This window comes from Enorma shizhengliae (assembly GCF_009676995.1).
In the GTDB taxonomy this organism is placed as follows: domain Bacteria; phylum Actinomycetota; class Coriobacteriia; order Coriobacteriales; family Coriobacteriaceae; genus Enorma; species Enorma massiliensis.
In genome coordinates, this window is record NZ_VTFZ01000002.1 from 25,430 (window position 1) to 44,985 (window position 19,556).

Genomic DNA, 19,556 nt, shown 5'->3' on the forward strand with positions numbered 1-19,556 from the left:
CCGCGCCGTGCTGTTGCACGGAGCTTGCGCTACCTCCGCCCCGTGAGGCGCCTGAGCGCGCGCTTGCCGCTGTCCACGAGCTCGACCGCAGTGGGGTTTCCGAGCACCGTGCCCGCGACAACAACCGCAACCAGTGCGGGAACACCGGCGATCACGCAGTTGACGACCGAGCGCATGGCTCCGATTGCGGGATTGAACCCGCCAACCAGCCAGAGCAGCGCACCGCCGACGATGGCTCCCGCGATGCCTCCGATCAATGCCTGCAGCTGCCCCTTGACGATGCCGCGCAGGCCGATGCGGCCCAAGCGCTTACGCATGACGACGAACGTGACGATGACCAGCGTTCCCTGGTAAGCGAGGCTGGAGAGCGCGACGGCGGGCAGCCCGAAGATCGGCGTGAACACCACGCAGATGAGCGCTTGTCCCACGCTGCCCAGCACGGCGGAAACGGCGAAATAGCTCATGCGCCCCATCGAGCTCGATGCTTTCTGCAGGTAGCCGGCGAGTCCCCAGAACGTGAGGGTCGGCGCGCACCACGAAAGGTAGTTCGCGGTCATGAGAATGTCGTCCGTGGTCATCGAGCCCGCAAGCACGCATGAGAGCGGGATGGAGAACACGATGAGCAGCAGGGTGCACGGAATGAGGTAGAAGCTGATGGAATTGGTACCGTCTGCGAGGTCGCGCCGGAACGAGTCGAGGTCGCCGGTGGCGTAGCTTTCCGTGAGCTCGGTGTAGAGCGCGGTGGAAAGCGGCGTCGAAAAGACCGAGTACGGAAGCGCGTACCACACCTGCGCATAGTACATGATGGACGAGGCCGCTGCCGAGATGGACAGCGCGTAGCTCGTCTGAATCGACGATGTGATGAACGTGGTGATGGTGACGGCGAGCATGGGGACGCCGATGGAAAGGGTGTCCTTGAGGCGAGGGTCGTGGAGGTCTACCTTGAAGCGGAAGCGAACACCGCGGCGGAGCGCCGGCACAATCTGGACGCCTACCTGGAACACCACGCCGAGCACGTTGCCGATTGCGAGAACGATGAGCCCGAGCTCTTGGTTCACCGGCACAAGGACCGTGTAGATGCCGAAGGATGCGGCCACGATGATGTTGTTCAGCGTGGGCGCGAAGTTGCTCCAGAAATACTCTCGGTCAGCGTTGTTGATGCCGGTGAAGATGCCCGAAAGCGGGTAGAGTAGGAACTCGACGGCGAAGATGCGGAAGAACCATACTGCGAGGTCGGCGTCGAAGTCGCTGGTCGCGTTGAACGATTGCAGCCATACGAGCTGCGGGGCGAAGATGATGGAAAGCGCGACGATTACGGCGAGTGCGAGCCCGACGATGCTCAGGAGGTTGGAGACGTAGTCGTTGCCGCTCTCTTGCCCGCCGCGCTTGCGCGCCTGGACGTAGACGGGCATGAACCCGGTGACGATGAGGCCACCGGCAACAAGGCCGTACAGCTGTGTGAGCAGGTTGTTCGAAAGCGTGTAGCAGCTCGAGATGATGGTCGCGCCCACGGCGAACGCCTGCGCCCACGTGCGCAGGAAGCCCGTCAGGCGGGAGAGAATCACGAGCACGCTCATCATGCGCGTGCTGCGCCCGATATCCGACCGAGAGGCGGTCGTCGTGGCCGAGTTCGCGGGTTCTGCTTGGGCGCTCCGCATATGCTTGGGCTGGTGGGCGCTCGCGTTCGAGGTGGCGTTGTTTGAATGCTTCATGCCGATCCTTTGCGCAGGTCGCTGGGGGAGGGCTCAGCGACGGCGTTTCAAGCTAAGCCGCCATTCTAGCACGCACGCGGCGCGTCGATGGCATCTCCAGATTTGCGCGCGGGCTTCGCGGCTCTCGGCTGGGTATTCTGTGTAGGCGCGGCCAGGTGCGAGAGCATAGGTATACTTGCAAGCTGTTGCTTGCGTTCAAAACACTTCGGAGGCGGTTTATGCCCAGCTCAACCACGTTTTCGCCCATCGAGCGGCGTGACGACTTCATCCCGGTCATCGTTGGCGGCGATCTTGGTGCCTATGCGGTTGGTCGAGAGTTCTATGAGGCGTTCGGCGTTCGGTCCTACTGCATCGCCCCCGCGCCGATCAGCGCCATCTCGCGCTCCACGATCTTCGACGTTGTTCCGCTGCGCAAGATGGATGCCGAGCACATCCGCGAGACGATCTGCGACCTTGCTCGCACGGCGGGCGGCAAGCGCCTGTTCGTGACGAGCAATATGGATATGCATGTCGAGAACATCGCGCGCATCCGCGACAGCCTGCCGCAGGGCGTCGTCGTGCTCGCTGCTCCGCTCGATGCGATACACGCCGTTGATACCAAGGAGTCGTTCGCGCGCCTCGCGGCAGAGCACGGCGTTCGTCTGCCCAAGACGGTGAACGTCTCGCTCGCCGGCGACGCGCCCATCGAGCCCTGGCCCGACGCCTTCCCGGTCATCGTCAAGGCTTCCTCGTCCGTTGAATATGTGCCGGCGCGGCGCAGGGGGTTCGACAAGGTCTATCTACTCCAATCCCAGCCCGAGGTCGACGACCTGTTCCGGCGTCTGCGCGAGGTGGGCTTCTCGGGCACCATGCTTATGCAGCAGCCGGTCTTTGGCGACGACACCTTCAAGCGCTCGCTCACCGTCTACATCGATCGGCGTGGCGAGCTCGTGCTCGATACGGGCGCGCAGGTGCTGCTCGAGGACCACAAGCCCGACATGATCGGCAACCCCGTGACCATGGTCACGCGCGATCTCTCCGCGTTCTCGCGGGGAGCGGTCGAGCTGCTGCGTTCGGTGGGCTGGCATGGGCCGGCGAACTTCGACCTCAAGGTAGACGAGCGCACGGGCGAGCTTTTCGTCTTCGAGTGCAACCCGCGCTTGGGGAGGAACTCGTATTACGTATCTGCTTCGGCGGTGAACCCCATGTGGCTTGGTGTGAAGGACCTGCTCGACGAGGAGGACCTGCCGCTCTTCACGCACCGCGAGACGGCGCTCTACTCCGTGGTGCCCCTGCGTCTCGCGCTGCGCTATCTTTCGGGCGATCTTGCTAGCGAGGCGCGCTCCCTGATTCGCGCCGGTAGGGCAGTGAATCCCACGAAGGCACCCTTCGAACACGACCTGCGCCGCAACCTTACGGAGGCGGCCATCGGCCTCAACTACTATCGCAAGTTCGCGAAGTACTACCCCCGCATCAACGCGACGGGTATCTAGTGGCTGGGTCCGTGCTCCAGCGTGACGGGCGTCTAGAGGAAGAGCTCGTGCTTGAGCGGGCGGACGGCGCCGTGCGAACTGGAGAACGAATCCGCACGAATGAGTGCACGCCGCCGCGCGAATTGGCGGACGGTCCGTGCGAATCTTGCCGCGCGCATCTTAAGCAGTGTGCCCATCGTTTGAAGCTTGGGCGCGGCGGTGGCGTGCGCGGCGCATGGTTGGTATAGTGAACAGGTCTTGCGATTGAGAGGACTGATGATATGCAGCTCAAACGTGCCAGAATCGCTGTAACGCTGTTCGCCTCCGCGTCGCTCGCACTGAGCGGCGTGCCGGCTACTGCCTTTGCGGATGATCCTGCGGACCTTCAGTCGAAGGTCAACGACGCGTACAGCACGCTTATGACATATTCCAACGAGCTCGAGGCGGCAAATAACGAGCTCTACCAGCTCCAGTCCGACCTTGAGTCGGTGCAGGCCGAGATTCAGCAGACCGAGGCTGATATCGAGGAGAAGCAGCAGGAGCTGGAGCAGGGCCAGGCCGAGCTTTCGCAGCGCCTTGCCGAGACCTACAAGCAGAACAGCTCCAACAGCACGCTTTCCGTGGTGCTCGGCGCTTCCGATTTCGAGGAACTGCTTTCTCGCGTCTACTATGCGAATAGCATGGCCAACCGCGACGCCGAGCTCATCGATCAGGTGAAGCAGACGCAGCAGGAGCTCGAGCAGAAGAAGAGCGACCTCGCGACGCAGGAGCAAGAACAGCAGCAGCTGGTGAGCGATCAGCAGCAGAAGACCGAGGATATCCAGTCGAAGGTTTCCGAACAGCAGTCGTATTACAACAGCCTTGATAGCGAGCTCCAGACCGCTCTGGCCGAGGAGGCGGCGCGTGCCGCTGCCGAGCAGGCTGCAGCCGAGGAGGCCGCCAACAACAACCAGGGCGGCGGCAGCGATAACGGCAATTCGAATAACGACAACGGCGGATCTGACGACAACGGGGGCTCCAACGACAACGGCGGTGGCTCCAACAACGGAGGGTCCAATAACAACGGCGGCTCCAGCAACAACGGTGGATCCAGCGGCGGTGGCGGCTCGAACAACAACACCGATTCCGGTAATGCTCCGTCAAGCGTCGTAGATATCGCGCTGGCGCAGGTTGGCAAGCCGTATATCTTCGGCACCGAGGGCCCCGACACGTTCGATTGCTCCGGCCTGGTGCAGTACAGCTACAAGCAGGTCGGCATTTCGCTTCCGCATTCTTCGCAGGCTCAGTGCAATCTTGTGAAAAATAAGGGCCATCTGGTCACGAATACTTCCTACCTCTCGCCTGGCGACCTCGTGTTCTGGGGTTATGGCGGCAGCAGCTCAAGCATCTACCACGTCGGCATCTATATCGGTGGCGGCCGCTACGTGCATGCATCGTCGCCCGGCGTTGGCGTCATCACGAGCAGCCTCAGCTCGAATTCCCGCAACTTCGTTGGTGGCGGCTCGCCGGTATAGCAAGCAGCCCTCCAGGGCGGAGCGACGCGCTCTATAGCAACGGCCCGCAGCGTGGAAACACGTTGCGGGCCGTTTTTCATCGGGTGAGGCGGCGGGGCCGCATGGAAGATGTCATGGTCGCGAGGTGCAAGCGGAAGGGCGGTGCCCCGGCGCGAGTGCGAATCATCCCGCGACGCCTCGCTCATGGGTTCGAGTCGCCCGGCGATACCATACTCGCAGGGCGCAAGCGGGCAAGTGCCACTTCCGCGTACGGCTAGAACGAGGTGTTCGTGGGCTCGGGATAGTAGCGCTTGAATTTGCGCACCTGGTTCCACTCGGTGAGGAGCACATCGGCCACGCGCCGGATGCTGCGGTCCTTATCGTAGCGCTGAGGGTCAAAGACCTTTCCCTCACGGACAAGCCGCTCCATGCGTGCTCGCAGCTGTTCGTCGCGCACATAATGACGCAGCAGTCGCAGGGGAACGAGGGTATAGAGAATCTCGTTTTCGGCGCGCATGGGCTCAAGCGCTCGTCCGCGCACGAGATCTTCGACGCACGCGCGCATTGGGTTCACCCCCGCGGCGCACACATAGTACGAGTTCCGCCCGATGCGCGGATTGACCTCAAGGAACAGCATGCGGCCGGTCTTGGGGTCGCGCTTGACGTCGAAGTTTGCGTAGCCGCGGTAGCCCACCGCGCAGAGCATCTCCGCACAGCGCTGCCATACCTCGGGCATCGAGGTTGTAATCATGGCCACAGGGTTGCCGAGCATCGAGGGCGCGTGGTCCTCGAGCAGCACGTTCGCCCCGCCAAAGAGGGTGGGCCTACCGTTGCTGTCGATATAGAGGGTCACGCTGTCCATGTAGGTATCATCGCCGCCGATGAGCTCTTGGACGATGAACGTTCCGGCAAAGCCGGCGGCCCGCAGGTCGCGCCAGAGCTCATCGAGCTGTGCTTGGCGTTCGATGAAGTAGACCTTTTTGAATCCACGGCTCATGTATCCAGCATACTCGGGCGAGAATGCTGGCTTTGCAACCACGGGGAAGGGGAGTTCGCACGCTGCGATCGCGTCGGTACCGGCGAGTCGCACGGTTTCCGATGCGGGTGCGTCCAGCCCGTGCTCGCGGCATAGCTCGGCAAAACGGTCCTTGTGCGAGACCTGGTCGATGACGTCGCGCGAGGGCGTGGGTGTGCGCACGTATGGCAGGGCATCTCGCACGGCGAGCACGGCCGGGATGCATGCCTCGGAGTTCGTGAGAAAGAGGATCGTGCGCCCGGGATCCTCTTCATGAATGCGTTCGACGGCGGCTATGACCTCGTCTGGCTCGAGCGAGCCGAGAGGGACGTGGCGGAAGATGGAAGAGTGCAGGATAGCGCCGATGGGCTGCTTGACCAAGCAGATCGAGGTGCAACCGTAGGCCTCGTGAAACTCACGGCCAAGCGCGTAGGCACCGATATCGCCGCCGAGAATCACAGGAACGAAATCACAAGCTGGGATAGTTGATGGGGAGGGCATAGGACTCCTTGAGGGGGCGCTTTGCTCGCGGTGCCCGTGGGCGCCGGAGTGCGCTTCGTAGAATTGAAGACGGAGCACTCATCATAGCATAGGGGCATCGTGGCGGACGGGTGCCGTGGCTGGCTGCCGCTTCCGGTTGCTCCCGCCCCGGCGGATCGCTGCAGGTTGTTCCCACCTCAGCGGATCGCTAAAGGCTGCTGCGACCCTGGTTGCGCCGCGCTCTAGCGATTCGCCGAGGCTGCTGTCTTCGACTGCTCCGTTTCCCGGCGGCGCCTGGTCGCTCGCACCCCGACGGGCCGCGGTGGAAATCAACTTGCATGCCGAATTACGCAATAAGGGGCATTCTTCACTATCTTATTGCGTAAATCGGCATGAAAGTTTACCTTGTCTATTTTTCGCCCGAGTTTTCCGCGCGACACGGGCGCGCATGCCAAGAGGGGCGCGCAGTGCCATTCGCCGGCCATCACCTCGGCGCCTGCGGATAACAGCAGCGATGCCCGCCGCTCGCCGGGAGCGCCAGCGCCGACGTGCCCCGGTGCCCAAACGCCAGATGTCCTTCACGATTCTGTTATTTTGCTGCCGCGGAACGGCCTGCAGCTGCTCCGGGGCCAAAGGGCGTAGGATGGAGGGCCGTAAGAAATGCCGTACAAGACGACGCCTGCGCGACCCATCTGCGCGGGAGAGCAGGGAGTGAATGGGACGATGGTGGTACGTGAGCTTTCTCGCGAGGCATACGAGCAGGTATTGAGCGCGTGTACGGCGCCCGTGCCCGTCGAGCAGCTGCCCGTATGGCTCGACTACCAAAAGACCATCGAGGGCCGCTCTCCGTGGGGTTACTGCTCGGTCGAGAGCGACGGGCAGGTCATCGCGGCCGTGGCGTTCTCCCAGTTCGAAACCCATGGCTATCGCTTCTTGCGCGCACCGCACGGCCCCGTGTGGATCGTTGACCGTACGCCCGAGCTCGAGCGCGCGGTCCTCGAGGCGATTTCGGCCTACGTGCGAGGACGCGACCGCAAGCAGGTGTTCATGCGCATGGCGGTCGAGACCCCCTGCGACCTCGCGTGCCCGGTGCTTTCGACCCTGCCCTACGACACTACCGTCGTGATCGACCTCACCGGCGGAGACGACGAGATCCTTGCCCGCATGAAGCCGCGCGGTCGCCGCGACGTGCGCAAAGCGCTGCGCGAGTGCCCCGCTCAGATGGCGGACGAGACCGCCCGCGCCGCCGAAGATTTCAGCGAGTATTACCAGGTCATGTGCGAGACGGGCTCGCGTGACGGTTTTGCGCCCGCGCCCTGTGCTGATTATCAGAACATGGTGCGCATCTTGGGCGCCGAGCATTGCCGCGTGCTCGCGGCGCGCGTGGACGGCAAGGTCGTCGCGTGGAGCTTGCTCACCATCTCGGGTACGCTTGCCACCCGCTACTATGCGGCAACGGCTATCGGCAGCGGTAGGCTGCGCGTGGCCGATGCCCTGCTGTTCTTCGAGTGCCAGCAGGCTGCTGAGCTTGGATGCACCGCGTACGACCTTATGGCCATCGGCAGCGACTTCCAGCCTGAGCTCAAGAACCTCAACGAGTTCAAGACCAAGTTCGCCAAGGAGGGCGTGCGCGCCGTTGCCCCCGATCGCGATGTGCCGCTCAAGAAGGCGTTCTATACCGCGCTCGTCAAGGCGCGCGGGTTGCGCTCCGCGATCCGGAAGGCCCGGTAGCGCATGGCGGAGGCCGATGCCCTGCACGACCATCTCGCTCGCCTCGCTGCGGAGGTCGATCATGTTCCCACAGACCCGGGGTGCTATCTCTGGAAAGATGCCTCGGGCACGGTCATCTATGTTGGTAAGGCCAAAAACCTGCGCGCGCGCATGCGCCAGTATGTGACCCTGACCGACGACCGCGCCAAGATTCCCCTCATGATGCAGCTCGTGGAGAGCTTCGATTACCTAGTCGTGGATACCGAGCACGAGGCGCTCGTCTTGGAGCGCGAGCTCATCGGCCAGTATCGGCCCTACTTCAACGTCGACTTCAAAGACGATAAGAGCTATCCCTTCATCGCCATCACCAAAGGCGATGTGTACCCCGCCATCAAGTACACGCGTGAGAAGCACAAGCCCGGCACGCGCTATTTTGGCCCGTATACCGATAGCCGTGCCGCGCGCGAGACCATCGACACCATCCGCAAGGTTATTCCCATCTGCATCGCGACCTGCGCGGAGTGGAAGCGCACGCGACGGCTCATCGAGGCGCACGAAGACGAGAGCGATGTGATCAACCTCGTGTGCGCGCAGCATGGACGCCCGTGCTTCGATTACCACGTTGGGCGCGGCCCCGGCGCCTGCGTGGGCGCCATAACGCCGCAGGATTACGCTGACAATGTGAGGCGCGTCGAGCGGTTCCTCTCGGGCCGCCGGCGCGAGGTGGTCGATGAGCTTTCCAGCGAGATGGGGCGTGCCGCCGAGGAGCTCGATTTCGAGCGCGCGGGTCGCATCAAGCGGCGGCTCGAGGTCATCAACGGGCTCGATGATCGCCAGCAGGTGGTTTTTCCCTCGCGCGTCGACATCGATGTGGTCGGGTTCTTCCGCGAGGAGACCATCGCGGGGGCCTGCGTCTTCGTGGTGCGCGACGGCCGAACGCAGCGAAGCTGCGAATTCATCCTGGACAAGGGGCTCGATGTATCGGAGGAGGAGCTCGTCGGAGGCTTCATCAAGCGCTACTACGATGAGACCTCGGATATTCCCTCCGAGGTGAACGTGGCATGCGAGCTTGCGGACGCCGAGCTCATCGGGGCATGGCTTACCGAGAGGCGGGGCCGCGTGTGCCGCGTGCATCGCCCGCAGCGTGGCGAGAAGCATCGTCTGCTCGAGACTGCTGAGCGAAACGCCCGGCATGCGCTCATGCGCTACATGATGCGCACCGGGTATGCCGACGACCGCACCAATCAGGCGCTTCTGCAGCTGGAGAGCGCTCTTGCGCTGCCGGCGCCGCCCCTGCGCATCGAGTGCTTCGATATCTCGACCATCCATGGCGCCTTCACCGTGGCGTCGATGGTGGTCTTCACCAACGGCAAGCCCGATAAGTCGCAATACCGGCGGTTCAAGATTCGCAGCATCACGGGCGAGGCGAACGATTTCCTCTCCATGCAGGAGGTGCTGGGGCGCAGGTACGCCCCCGAGCGCATGGCAGACGAGCGCTTCGGCGCGCACCCCGATCTGCTCGTGGTCGATGGCGGCAAGCCGCAGCTCACCGCGGCGCTCACGCAGCTCGAAGGGCTGGGCCTCGATATTCCCGTCTGCGGTCTTGCCAAAGCCGATGAGGAGGTGTTCGTCCCCTGGGACGAGACGCCTGTGGTTTTGCCCAACGGTTCGGCCTCGCTCTACCTCATCAAACAGGTGCGCGACGAGGCGCACCGCTTCGCGATCACCTTCCATCGAGAGCTGCGCGGCAAGGCCATGACCGTCTCCGTGCTCGACGAGGTCGAGGGCGTGGGGCCCACGCGCAAGCGGGCCATCATGCGGCACTTTGGCTCTATGAAGAAGCTCCGCGCGGCGAGCGCAGACGAGATCGCTGCCGTGAAGGGCGTGCCGCGGCATGTGGCGGAGGACGTGTACCGAACGCTTCGTGCTTGGGATGCCGAGCGAGAGGCTGGGCGCGCGGATGGCCGTGCTGGCGAGCACGCAGACGGCCACACCGGCGAGCGCGCAGACGACCGCGCGGGCTCTGGCTCCTGACATTGGTACGTGGAGGTACAACATCGCATGAAAGGGGACGCCGTGTCCATTCACCCGCTCATCCAGTCACTTAAGGGAACGCTGATCGTGAGCGTTCAGGCATATCCGGGCGAGCCGCTTCGCACGCCGGAGACTATGGCGCTCATGGCGCGCGCGTGCGAGCTTGGTGGGGCTGCGGCCATTCGTTGCCAGGGGCTTGCCGATATCTCGGCGATAAAAGGGCGTGTCGAGGTGCCGGTCATCGGATTGTGGAAGGACGGCCACGACGGCGTCTACATCACGCCGACGCTTCGGCATGCGCGCGCCTGTGTGGCGGCCGGCGCCGACATCGTGGCCATTGATGCCACGGACCGCCCCCGTCCCGATGGAAAGTCGGTGGCCGACACCCTCGCTCCCCTTAAGGAGGAAGGGGTGCTCACCATGGCTGACTGCATGACCATCGACGACATTCGCCGTGCGGTCGACCTTGGGTTCGATATCGTATCGACGACGCTTTCCCATGGGGTCGCAGCGATCGACTGCACGATGGCCGATGGGCCCGACCTCCCGCTTCTTCGGCAGGCTGCCGAGGAGTTCCCCGGGTTCCCCGTGGTCTGCGAGGGTCGCGTGCACACGCCGGCCGAGGCCCGGGCCGCTATGGACGCCGGCGCCTGGGCGGTGGTGGTGGGAACGGCCATCACGCATCCCACGAGCATCACGAGCTGGTTTGCCGCCGCGTTGGATGCATAGAGGGCTCGCCGTTATCGCAAGCGATCGATTAATCGCGCGCGGGTCGCTCTGGTGGCTCGCGAGCGGGGTGCCGTTTTGCTCGCGCGCGGCCGGAGCGTCCTGTCGGTAGGGGAGGCGCACGGGTATACTGGGGAGGACGGCTCGACGGCAGGAAGGCGATCCCCATGGCAGAGATGAATCCTCAGGCGATTACGGCGGCGGAGCTCGCCGATCGCGTTCCGGACATCGTGATCATCACAGGTATGAGCGGGTCTGGGCGCACGCAGGCCATGCACGTGTTCGAGGACATGGGTTACTTCTGCATCGATAACCTCCCGCCGAGCCTCGTGCTGCAACTCGCCCAGCTGGTGGGCATCAACACGGGCGTGGGGCGACATCTCGCCGTGACCTGCGACCTGCGTAGCCAGGGGCTCTTCGACGAGCTGCTCGATGTGATCGTATCGCTCGAGGCGCACGAGATGACCTGCAAGGTCGTCTATCTCGAGGCGTCGGACGAGGTGCTCATGCGTCGCTATAACGAGAACCGCCGCCGGCATCCGCTTGCAAAGCCGGGCGAGTCCACCGCCGACGCCATCCAGCGCGAGCGCATCCAGCTGCGCAAGGTGCGTGATCGTGCCGACATGATCATCGACACGAGCCGCCTGCGCGTATCGGCGCTGCGCACGCGGCTGCGCCTTGCGTTTTCCGAGCTCACCGACCAGCAGCTGATGGATGTGCAGGTTTTCTCGTTCGGCTTCAAGCATGGCATGCCGGTCGAGGCGGATATCATGATCGACGTCCGTTTCCTGCCCAATCCCTTCTACGACCCCGAGATGCGCACCATGACGGGGCTCGATGAGAAGGTGTCGACCTTCGTGCTCGAGCATCCGAAGACGAAGGAGTTCCTCACCGCGTGGTACCAGCTGCTCGATGCCGTGATGCCCGGCTATGTGGCCGAGGGCAAGCCGCAGCTATCGATCGCCATCGGCTGCACGGGCGGCCAGCATCGCAGCGTGGCCATCGCTGAGGCCACGGCGCGCTATCTGGAGCGCCAGCAGTACCATGTGTCGATTTCGCATCGCGACCTAGCGCGCGCCAACAAGACCGCGACGGGCGAGGCTCACTAGGGCCTGGTGGGGATTGGTCGTGGGTCATTTTGGGACGGGGTTGTTTTGACTCACCGGATGAGTCAAAACAACCCCGTCCCAAAATGACCCAACACGACTGACCTAGGGAGGAACAGGTGTATGTCATTTACGGCTGAGGTGCGCGACGAGCTTTCGCGTTGCGAGCCCACCTGCGAGTACTGCGACCTTGCGACGCTCGCGGCCCTCGTTCGCGTTTGCGGGACGCTCTCTATCGCGGGGTCCGGCCGCTATCGGCTCACGGTTGCCACCGAGACCGGTGCCGTGGCCCGCACCATGCTCGGGCTCACCCATAAGATCTTGAAGCTGCGCACCGAGTTCACCGTCCGTCGCTCGGTGCTCCACAAGGTGCGCAACTACCTCATCACCCTGCCCGATCAGCCGGGGCTCGACAAGGCGCTCGTGCTGCTTGGTATTCTCGACCGCCGCGGCGGGCTCGTACGCGGGATTCCCCGGCATGTGGTGGCGCGGCCCTGCTGCCGTCTCGCCTACATCCGCGGGGCGCTGATCGCGGGGGGCTTCGTGGCGGACCCTCGTGGCGACTTTCATCTTGAGATCGCCGTGCAGGGCGAGGAGTTCGCCGACGCGCTCGCCGAGCTCATCGGCCAGATCGGGGTCAATGCCCGTGTGAACCGGCGCAAGTCGACCTTCGCCGTCTATGTGAAGAGCGCGCGCGACATCCGTGCCCTCCTCGAAGCGGTGGGGGCCCAGCGCAGCGTAGACGTTCTAGAGGACGCCCGCGCCATGAAGTCGGTGAAGAACGAGGTCAATCGCAAGGTGAACGCCGAGCTCGCCAACCAGACACGGAGTGCCGGTGCAGCACAGCACCAGCTCGAGCTCATCGCGGAGGTTGAGCGCCGGGGGCTGCGGGGTACGCTTCCCCGTGCCCTAGAGGACTTCTGCGCCCTCCGAGAGGCGTATCCAGACCTATCGCTTCGCGATCTGGGCGAGGTTTCGGACCCGCCGCTCTCAAAGTCCGCCCTGTATCATCGCGTGCTGCGCTTGGAAAAGCTCTTGGAATGATAAAACGAACCGGGTTCGTTTTATCATTCTGCGGAAATCTGCTGGCTGGTTAGGGTTAAAGCGTTTCAATGCAAGGGAATCATCAAAAAGTGCGCAATTACGCGAATAGGGCTTAGAAAAAAAGGTATATTTGGTGAGTGGTTAGTTTGTGGGTCTAAACGGTGGGCAAAGAACCCGCCGGGCCCTACGAAAGGAGACACACATGGCAGTAAAGGTTGCGATTAATGGCTTTGGCCGCATCGGTCGTCTCGCGTTCCGCCAGATGTTCGGTCACGAGGGCTCCGAGATCGTCGCGATCAACGACCTCACCTCCCCGGATATGCTCGCGTACCTGCTGAAGTACGACTCCACGCAGGGCAACTACAGCCGCGATCACGAGGTCACCGCCGGTGAGAACTCCATTACCGTTGACGGCAAGGAGATCACCATCTACAAGGAGGCCGACGCCAACAACCTCCCGTGGGGCGAGCTCGGTGTCGACGTCGTGCTCGAGTGCACCGGCTTCTACACCTCCAAGGAGAAGGCTCAGGCCCACATCAACGCTGGCGCCAAGAAGGTCGTCATCTCCGCTCCCGCGGGCAACGATCTCCCCACGATCGTCTACAACGTGAACCATGAGCAGCTCACGGCCGAGGACAACATCATCTCCGCTGCGTCCTGCACCACCAACTGCCTCGCCCCGATGGCCAAGGGTCTCAACGACTTCGCGCCCATCGTGTCCGGCATCATGACCACCATCCATGCCTGGACCGGCGACCAGATGCCGCTCGACGGCCCGCAGCGCAAGGGCAACAAGCGTCGTAGCCGCGCCTGCGCCGTGAACATCGTCCCGAACTCCACCGGTGCCGCCAAGGCCATCGGCCTCGTGCTCCCCGAGCTCAACGGTAAGCTCATCGGTGCCGCCCAGCGCGTTCCCACCCCCACCGGCTCCCTCACCAACCTCTATGCCGTGGTTGACAAGGAAGTCACCAAGGACGAGGTCAACGCCGCTATGAAGGCTTACGCCGCGACCATCTCCGAGACCTTCGCCTACAACGAGGACGACATCGTCTCCACCGACATCATCGGCGAGACCCATGGCTCGATCTTCGACGCCACCCAGACCATGTGCGCCCCGCTCGGCAACGGCCAGACGCTCGTTCAGGTCACCTCTTGGTACGACAACGAGAACTCCTACACCTCCCAGATGGTCCGCACCATCAAGTACTTCGAGAAGTTCGTCGCCTAGTCGCGCGTCTCTCGCATGCTTGGGCGCGGTCGCAGCTCACAGGGCCGCGGCCGCGCCCTTTTTGTATTCACCAGATAGAAAGAGGAGCGAAATGGCTTTCACCAAGAAGACCGTCCGCGACATCGATGTGGACGGCAAGCGCGTGCTCATGCGCGTCGACTTCAACGTGCCGCTGAAGGACGGCGTCGTGACCGACGACACCCGCGTGCGCGCCGCCATCCCCACCATCGAGTATCTGAAGCAGCACAACGCCAAGATCATTCTCATGAGCCATCTCGGCCGCCCCAAGGGCGATGGCCCCGAGCCCGAGCTTTCGCTCAAGCCTGCTGCCGACAAGCTCGCTGAGCTCACCGGCTTCGACGTGAAGTTCGTCGACGACACCTATGGCGAGAAGGCCGCCGAGGCCGTGGCCGCGCTCGAGCCGGGCGACATCCTGGTGCTCGAGAACGTCCGCTTCGACAAGCGCGAGAAGAAGAACGACCCCGAGATCGCCAAGACCCTTGCCTCCTACGGCGACGTCTTCGTGCTCGACGCCTTCGGCACCGCGCACCGCGCCCAGGGCTCCGTGGTTGGCCCTGCCGAGTACCTGCCGGCGGTCGCTGGCTTCCTGCTTGAGAAGGAAGTCGACACCCTCACCAGCATCTTCGCCGAGCCGGAGCGCCCGTTCGTGGCCATCGTGGGCGGCTCCAAGGTGTCCTCCAAGATCGGCGTGCTCGATCACCTCATCGACTCCGCCGATACGCTGATCATCGGCGGCGGCATGGCCTACACCTTCTTCCTGGCCAAGGGCTACAAGACCGTCGGCACCTCCCTCAAGGAAGAGGACTGGATTGAGCGCGCGGCCGAGATGCTCAAGAAGGCCGAGGACAAGGGCGTGAAGATCCTGCTCCCGGTCGACAACGTCGTGGCCGACCACTTCGGCGAGGATGCCCAGGGCGAGGTTGTGGCCTCCGACGCCATCCCCGAGGACCGCATGGGCATGGATATCGGCCCCAAGACCGAGAAGCTCTATGCCGACGCCATCGCCGAGGCCAAGACCGTGTTCTGGAACGGCCCCATGGGCGTCTTTGAGTTCGACAACTTCGCGCACGGCACCCAGGCGGTCGCCGAGGCCGTGGCTGCGAACGAGGGCTGCACCTCGATCATCGGCGGCGGCGACTCCGTCGCAGCCGTGAACAAGTTCAACCTGGCCGACAAGATGTCCTGGATCTCCACGGGTGGCGGCGCCTCCATGGAGCTCGTCGAGGGCAAGGCCCTTCCTGGAGTGGAGGCTCTGAACGATGCCGAGTAAGCGTACCCGCCTCATCGCAGGCAACTGGAAGATGAACAACGACCTCAACGAGGCCAAGGACCTGGCGCAGGCGCTCGTTGCCGCGCTGCCCGAGATTCCCGAGGGCGTCGAGGTGTGCATCTGCCCGCCGACCGTCGACCTTCGCGTTGTGTCTTGCAAGGGCGGCGTCAAGGAGAGCCCGATCAAGCTCGGTGCTCAGAACGTGTACTGGGAGGCCTCCGGCGCCTACACCGGCGAGACCTCTGTTGCCATGCTCAAGAGCGTGCCCGTTGAGTACTGCATCATCGGCCACTCTGAGCGTCGCGACTACTTCAAGGAGACCGACGAGGACGAGAACAAGAAGGCCAAGGCGCTCATCGCCGGCGGCATCGTCCCGATCTTCTGCTGCGGCGAGAGCCTCGAGACCCGTGAGGCGGGCGAGCACGTTGCGTTCGTGACCGCTCAGATCAAGGCTGGCCTCGAGGGCGTCGAGATTTCCTCCGGCGACCAGCTCGTCATCGCCTACGAGCCCATCTGGGCCATCGGCACCGGCAAGACCGCCACGGCCGATGACGCCCAGGAGGTCTGCGGCGCCATCCGCGCCACCCTGGTCGAGATCTTCGGCCAGGAGATCGCCGACGGCATCCGCGTGCTCTACGGTGGCTCCGCCAAGCCCGAGAACATCGCCGGCTTCCTGGAGAAGGAAGACGTCGACGGCGCGCTCGTGGGCGGCGCCTCGCTCAAGGCCGATAGCTTCGCGGCCATGGTCGAGAAGGCGGGGGAGTAGCGCATGGCAGAGCGTCATCTTCCTGCGCTCCTGGTCATCATGGACGGCTTCGGCCTCGCCCCTGCGGGCGACAACAACGCCGTTTTCAAGGCCAACAAGCCCTACCTGGATAAGCTCTGGGAGGAGTACCCGCACACCACGCTCGGTGCTTCGGGCGAGGACGTGGGCCTGCCTGCGGGCCAGATGGGCAACTCCGAGGTCGGCCACCTGAACATCGGCGCCGGCCGCATCGTGTTCCAGGAGCTCAGCCGCATCAACAACTCCATCATCGATGGCTCCATCGAGGAGAACCCGACGCTCGCGACTGCCATGGAGGACGTCGCCGCGCGCGGTGGCACCGTCCACCTGCTGGGCCTCGTGTCCCCGGGCGGCGTGCACTCCATGCAGCGCCACGGCGAGACCCTCTCGGTGCTTGCTGCCATGCACGGCGTCGAAAAGATTCGCTTCCACTGCTTCATGGACGGCCGCGACGTGGACCCGCACTCCGGTGCCGGCTATATCGAGACCCTTGCCGAGAACCTCGAGGCCCTTTCCAAGTACACCGGCGTCGATGCGCGCATCGCCACCGTGTCCGGTCGTTACTGGGCTATGGACCGCGACAATCGCTGGGAGCGCGTCGAGCGCGCCTACGACGTCATCACGCTGCCTTACGACGGCGAGGACGTGGACCCGGTCGCGGGTGTTAAGGCTTACTACGAGAAGGACGAGCGCGGCGACGAGTTCGTCGAGCCGTTCGCCTGCCACAACGAGGGCGTGCACGACGGCGACGCGATGGTGTTCTTCAACTTCCGTCCCGATCGCGCCCGCGAGATGACTCGAGCCTTCACCGAGAAGAACTTCAACGGATTCGACCGCAAGGTCGCGCCGAAGCTCTCGCACTTCGTGTCGATGACCGAGTACGACGAGACGTTCAAGAACGTCGAGGTGGCCTTCCCCAAGACCTTCCCCGAGAACGTGCTTGCCGATGTCATCGCGCAGAACGGTTTGAAGCAGCTGCATACGGCGGAGACCGAGAAGTATGCGCATGTGACGTTCTTCCTGAACGGCGGCGTCGAGGAGCCCAAGGAAGGGGAGGAGCGCGTGCTCGTTCCCTCGCCCAAGGTCGCTACCTACGACCTGCAGCCCGAGATGTCTGAGCCCGAGGTCACCGAGAAGCTCGTCGAGGCCATCAACGAGGACCGCGCGGACTTCTACATCGTCAACTATGCGAACTGCGATATGGTTGGCCACACCGGCGTCTTTGACGCTGCGGTGAAGGCGGTCGAGGCTGTGGACGATGGCCTTTCCAAGGTTATCCCCGCCATTCTTGCCAAGGGCGGCTTTGCGCTCATCACGGCCGACCATGGCAACGCGGACCATATGTACGACGTGGACGACGCGGGCGAGAAGCACCCGTTCACGGCGCACACCACCAACCGCGTGCCGTTTATCGTGGTCGACCCGGCCGCTAAACTCACCGGTATCGAGGACGGGCGCCTTTCGGACATCGCTCCGACCATGCTCTCCCTCGCCGGCATCGAGCCTTCTGCCGAGATGACCGGTCGCGTTCTCGCCACCGAGGACTAACCAGTCATTCTGGGACGGGTTTATTTTGACCCAAGTAGGGGCTGTCGCACTCTGCGGCAGCCCCTTTCTTGTATGCGTCTGCGTCAAAATGGGACGGATTTGTTTTGACTCACTTCAATGATGCCTGTGAAAGAAGAGGGTGAATTTGGCAGCGAGTATCGATCGCTCCGCTCTGTAAATGAGGTAGTTTTCAGCTTCCGGCAATATCCCTTTCAGATATTTGTCAGATAGTGTTTAGTGTGGAAAACTGCTGGTACCGACTACCGTTTTTCTACTACCGCTCGCCGTGGACGACATGACGCACCCTTTTGAACGCTCTACGCTTTGAGGACGCTCGCTGTGGGGAACAATTGCATTCGCGAAGCTTGACAACGAAGATGCGACGGATGGCGTGGGATCGCGACGCCACTCCCTGCAGGCGATGCTCAAACGTCGTAATACCAAGGGGTGATGGGGAATGCCGCGCGTGGCACGACAGATTGCAGACTCGGGCTTCTATCACGTGACGTGCCGGGGAAATGGCCGTCAGCTACTCTTTGAGGACGATGAAGACCGCCTACATTACTTGGCGTCGCTGGAGAACAAAGCGAGATCGCATGAGATGGCGGTGCTTGCGTGGTGTCTCATGGACAACCATGTTCACCTTCTGCTTGATGATCCGAAGAACGAGGTCAGTCACATGATGCATGGCCTCACAACGGCCTACGCCCAGTATTTCAATAGTAAAACCGGTCATGTCGGCGCGGTTTTTCAGGGCAGGTTCACTGGCGTGCCTATTACGGACGATCGTCAACTGCTGCAGGCGGTTCGCTATATTCACGAAAACCCGGCGAAGGCTAACATCGCGGCGGTCGATCGATATCGGTGGAGCAGCTATCAGGAGTATCTAACTGGTGGCGGTATTGTGTCGAGTGAGCTCATCCTTGATATGGTGGGCGGCCCCAAGGGCTTCAGGGAGCTATTTCAGGACGAGAGATACGCATACTATTATGTGAGAGCGTCGCGTAGGGTTGCCGACGACGAGGCTCTATCGGCGGCGAGATGCGCGCTAGAAGGCGGGCAGCCAGGTGATATCAAGGCTCTTTGCCGAGAAGATCGGGATGAGGCTTTGCGCAGGCTTAGGGAGACGGGGTTGACTGTCAAGCAAATTGAACGGTTGACGGGCATTGGGAAAAGCTCGATTACGCGAGCAACGGCCGTACGTAACGATATGACCCGCTCCCAATAAATCGTTGGAAGCCCGTTTCAACCTGCATGGGAGGGCGATGTGCGAAATGAGTCAAAACAACCCCGTCCCAATTTGACCGGAGGGCGTTGTGCAAAATGAGTCAAAACGTCCCCGTCCCATTTTGACTTGTATCAGGATATGAATGCCAGTTTTGGATGATGGTGACAATTGACATAATGGTGTGCTATCATGCGAGAGTTTTGCTGTGGTGAAAAGGAGTCGTTTATGGGTCCCTTCCAGGTCATCATTTTCATCGTGTGGGCGCTCTCCGCGCTCGCGCTCATTGCCCTCGTGCTCATGCACTCCGGCAAGGGCACCGGTGTTTCCGATATGATCGCCAGCTCGCTTTATAACTCCAGTGCAGCTACGGGCGTCATGGAGCGCAATCTCGACCGGCTTACGGTGATCGTCGCCGTAGTCTTCGCCGTCTGCGTTGTCCTGTGCATGTTCTTCTTCCCGCAGGGCGGAATTCAGGGCGTCGATTTCGTCTAAAACGTTCCGGCGCCGCTCGATTGCAAGAGAGCCGTTCACCGGCTCGATTCTACCGTTCATCTCCGGGGCGTCCGAAAGGCGTTTTCACGATAAAGAGCGCTCATCAAGCATAATTGCATCGTTATTACGCAGGCGCATCCCGCTCTGGCACGGCCTTGAGCGGGATGTTTGCATAAGAAGGATTGTGCCATGCATACCGGAAAGGCTTGCGTCG

The 19,556-nt window shown here is 62.7% G+C and carries 15 protein-coding genes; 13 read left to right on the forward strand and 2 right to left on the reverse strand.

Annotation, left to right across the window (positions count from 1 at the left end; translation table 11 throughout):
• Window positions 1-29 precede the first annotated feature (29 nt).
• Window positions 30-1,712, reverse strand: a complete 1,683-nt coding sequence (gene murJ, locus GJE22_RS02520; protein ID WP_144687678.1) for a murein biosynthesis integral membrane protein MurJ — start codon at window positions 1,710-1,712, stop codon at window positions 30-32.
• Between the two features lie 218 nt (window positions 1,713-1,930).
• On the opposite strand from murJ, the gene GJE22_RS02525 reads away from it, so the two are divergent.
• Together GJE22_RS02525 and GJE22_RS02530 are read left to right on the forward strand one after the other, a co-directional pair.
• On the forward strand, window positions 1,931-3,184 hold the full coding sequence (locus GJE22_RS02525) for a carboxylate--amine ligase (RefSeq protein WP_144687679.1): 1,254 nt from the start codon (window positions 1,931-1,933) through the stop codon (window positions 3,182-3,184).
• 260 nt (window positions 3,185-3,444) lie between these two features.
• On the forward strand, window positions 3,445-4,677 hold the full coding sequence (locus tag GJE22_RS02530; RefSeq protein WP_144687680.1) for a C40 family peptidase: 1,233 nt from the start codon (window positions 3,445-3,447) through the stop codon (window positions 4,675-4,677).
• 253 nt (window positions 4,678-4,930) lie between these two features.
• Here the strand turns inward: GJE22_RS02530 and GJE22_RS02535 are convergent, their stop codons facing one another.
• A complete protein-coding gene (locus GJE22_RS02535; RefSeq protein WP_144687681.1) occupies window positions 4,931-6,172 on the reverse strand; it encodes a carboxylate--amine ligase in 1,242 nt (413 codons plus the stop codon).
• A 639-nt stretch (window positions 6,173-6,811) separates the two neighbouring features.
• Between GJE22_RS02535 and GJE22_RS02540 the strand changes: the two genes are divergently transcribed.
• The 11 genes from GJE22_RS02540 (at window position 6,812) to secG (ending at window position 19,342) form a co-directional block, all read left to right on the forward strand.
• Window positions 6,812-7,882, forward strand: a complete 1,071-nt coding sequence (locus tag GJE22_RS02540) for a lipid II:glycine glycyltransferase FemX (RefSeq protein WP_235895754.1) — start codon at window positions 6,812-6,814, stop codon at window positions 7,880-7,882.
• A 3-nt stretch (window positions 7,883-7,885) separates the two neighbouring features.
• Window positions 7,886-9,895 (forward strand): excinuclease ABC subunit UvrC, encoded by a 2,010-nt coding sequence (uvrC, locus tag GJE22_RS02545; protein WP_144687682.1) that lies wholly within the window; start codon window positions 7,886-7,888, stop codon window positions 9,893-9,895.
• 42 nt (window positions 9,896-9,937) lie between these two features.
• The gene (locus GJE22_RS02550; RefSeq protein ID WP_144687683.1) at window positions 9,938-10,624 is read left to right on the forward strand and encodes an N-acetylmannosamine-6-phosphate 2-epimerase; all 687 of its coding nucleotides are present in this window, start codon (window positions 9,938-9,940) and stop codon (window positions 10,622-10,624) included.
• 164 nt (window positions 10,625-10,788) lie between these two features.
• A complete protein-coding gene (gene rapZ / locus GJE22_RS02555) occupies window positions 10,789-11,730 on the forward strand; it encodes an RNase adapter RapZ (protein ID WP_144687684.1) in 942 nt (313 codons plus the stop codon).
• A gap of 120 nt (window positions 11,731-11,850) precedes the next feature.
• Entirely contained in the window at window positions 11,851-12,771 is a 921-nt protein-coding gene (gene whiA, locus GJE22_RS02560) for a DNA-binding protein WhiA (RefSeq protein WP_144687685.1), read from the forward strand.
• Window positions 12,772-12,973: 202 nt separating this feature from the next.
• Entirely contained in the window at window positions 12,974-13,999 is a 1,026-nt protein-coding gene (gene gap, locus GJE22_RS02565; protein ID WP_019128634.1) for a type I glyceraldehyde-3-phosphate dehydrogenase, read from the forward strand.
• A gap of 91 nt (window positions 14,000-14,090) precedes the next feature.
• Window positions 14,091-15,290 (forward strand): phosphoglycerate kinase, encoded by a 1,200-nt coding sequence (locus GJE22_RS02570; protein WP_144687686.1) that lies wholly within the window; start codon window positions 14,091-14,093, stop codon window positions 15,288-15,290.
• Complete coding sequence (tpiA, locus tag GJE22_RS02575; RefSeq protein ID WP_144687687.1) at window positions 15,280-16,056, forward strand: triose-phosphate isomerase; 777 nt, start codon at window positions 15,280-15,282, stop codon at window positions 16,054-16,056. Before GJE22_RS02570 ends, tpiA begins: the two co-directional genes overlap by 11 nt.
• A gap of 3 nt (window positions 16,057-16,059) precedes the next feature.
• Window positions 16,060-17,622, forward strand: coding sequence for a 2,3-bisphosphoglycerate-independent phosphoglycerate mutase (gpmI, locus tag GJE22_RS02580; protein WP_019128631.1), 1,563 nt, complete (start codon window positions 16,060-16,062; stop codon window positions 17,620-17,622).
• Between the two features lie 457 nt (window positions 17,623-18,079).
• Window positions 18,080-18,850: a transposase gene (locus tag GJE22_RS02585; RefSeq protein ID WP_144687688.1), complete on the forward strand. Its 771-nt coding sequence runs from the start codon at window positions 18,080-18,082 to the stop codon at window positions 18,848-18,850.
• 225 nt (window positions 18,851-19,075) lie between these two features.
• The gene (gene secG, locus GJE22_RS02590; protein ID WP_019128629.1) at window positions 19,076-19,342 is read left to right on the forward strand and encodes a preprotein translocase subunit SecG; all 267 of its coding nucleotides are present in this window, start codon (window positions 19,076-19,078) and stop codon (window positions 19,340-19,342) included.
• Window positions 19,343-19,556 lie beyond the last annotated feature (214 nt).

Coding starts and splice junctions, on each gene's coding strand:
- murJ (WP_144687678.1), bottom strand. CDS start 1,712: ATGAAGCATTCAAACAACGCCACCTCGAACGCGAGCGCCCACCAGCCC.
- GJE22_RS02525 (WP_144687679.1), top strand. CDS start 1,931: ATGCCCAGCTCAACCACGTTTTCGCCCATCGAGCGGCGTGACGACTTC.
- GJE22_RS02530 (WP_144687680.1), top strand. CDS start 3,445: ATGCAGCTCAAACGTGCCAGAATCGCTGTAACGCTGTTCGCCTCCGCG.
- GJE22_RS02535 (WP_144687681.1), bottom strand. CDS start 6,172: ATGCCCTCCCCATCAACTATCCCAGCTTGTGATTTCGTTCCTGTGATT.
- GJE22_RS02540 (WP_235895754.1), top strand. CDS start 6,812: ATGCCGTACAAGACGACGCCTGCGCGACCCATCTGCGCGGGAGAGCAG.
- uvrC (WP_144687682.1), top strand. CDS start 7,886: ATGGCGGAGGCCGATGCCCTGCACGACCATCTCGCTCGCCTCGCTGCG.
- rapZ (WP_144687684.1), top strand. CDS start 10,789: ATGGCAGAGATGAATCCTCAGGCGATTACGGCGGCGGAGCTCGCCGAT.
- whiA (WP_144687685.1), top strand. CDS start 11,851: ATGTCATTTACGGCTGAGGTGCGCGACGAGCTTTCGCGTTGCGAGCCC.
- gap (WP_019128634.1), top strand. CDS start 12,974: ATGGCAGTAAAGGTTGCGATTAATGGCTTTGGCCGCATCGGTCGTCTC.
- GJE22_RS02570 (WP_144687686.1), top strand. CDS start 14,091: ATGGCTTTCACCAAGAAGACCGTCCGCGACATCGATGTGGACGGCAAG.
- tpiA (WP_144687687.1), top strand. CDS start 15,280: ATGCCGAGTAAGCGTACCCGCCTCATCGCAGGCAACTGGAAGATGAAC.
- gpmI (WP_019128631.1), top strand. CDS start 16,060: ATGGCAGAGCGTCATCTTCCTGCGCTCCTGGTCATCATGGACGGCTTC.
- GJE22_RS02585 (WP_144687688.1), top strand. CDS start 18,080: ATGCCGCGCGTGGCACGACAGATTGCAGACTCGGGCTTCTATCACGTG.
- secG (WP_019128629.1), top strand. CDS start 19,076: ATGGGTCCCTTCCAGGTCATCATTTTCATCGTGTGGGCGCTCTCCGCG.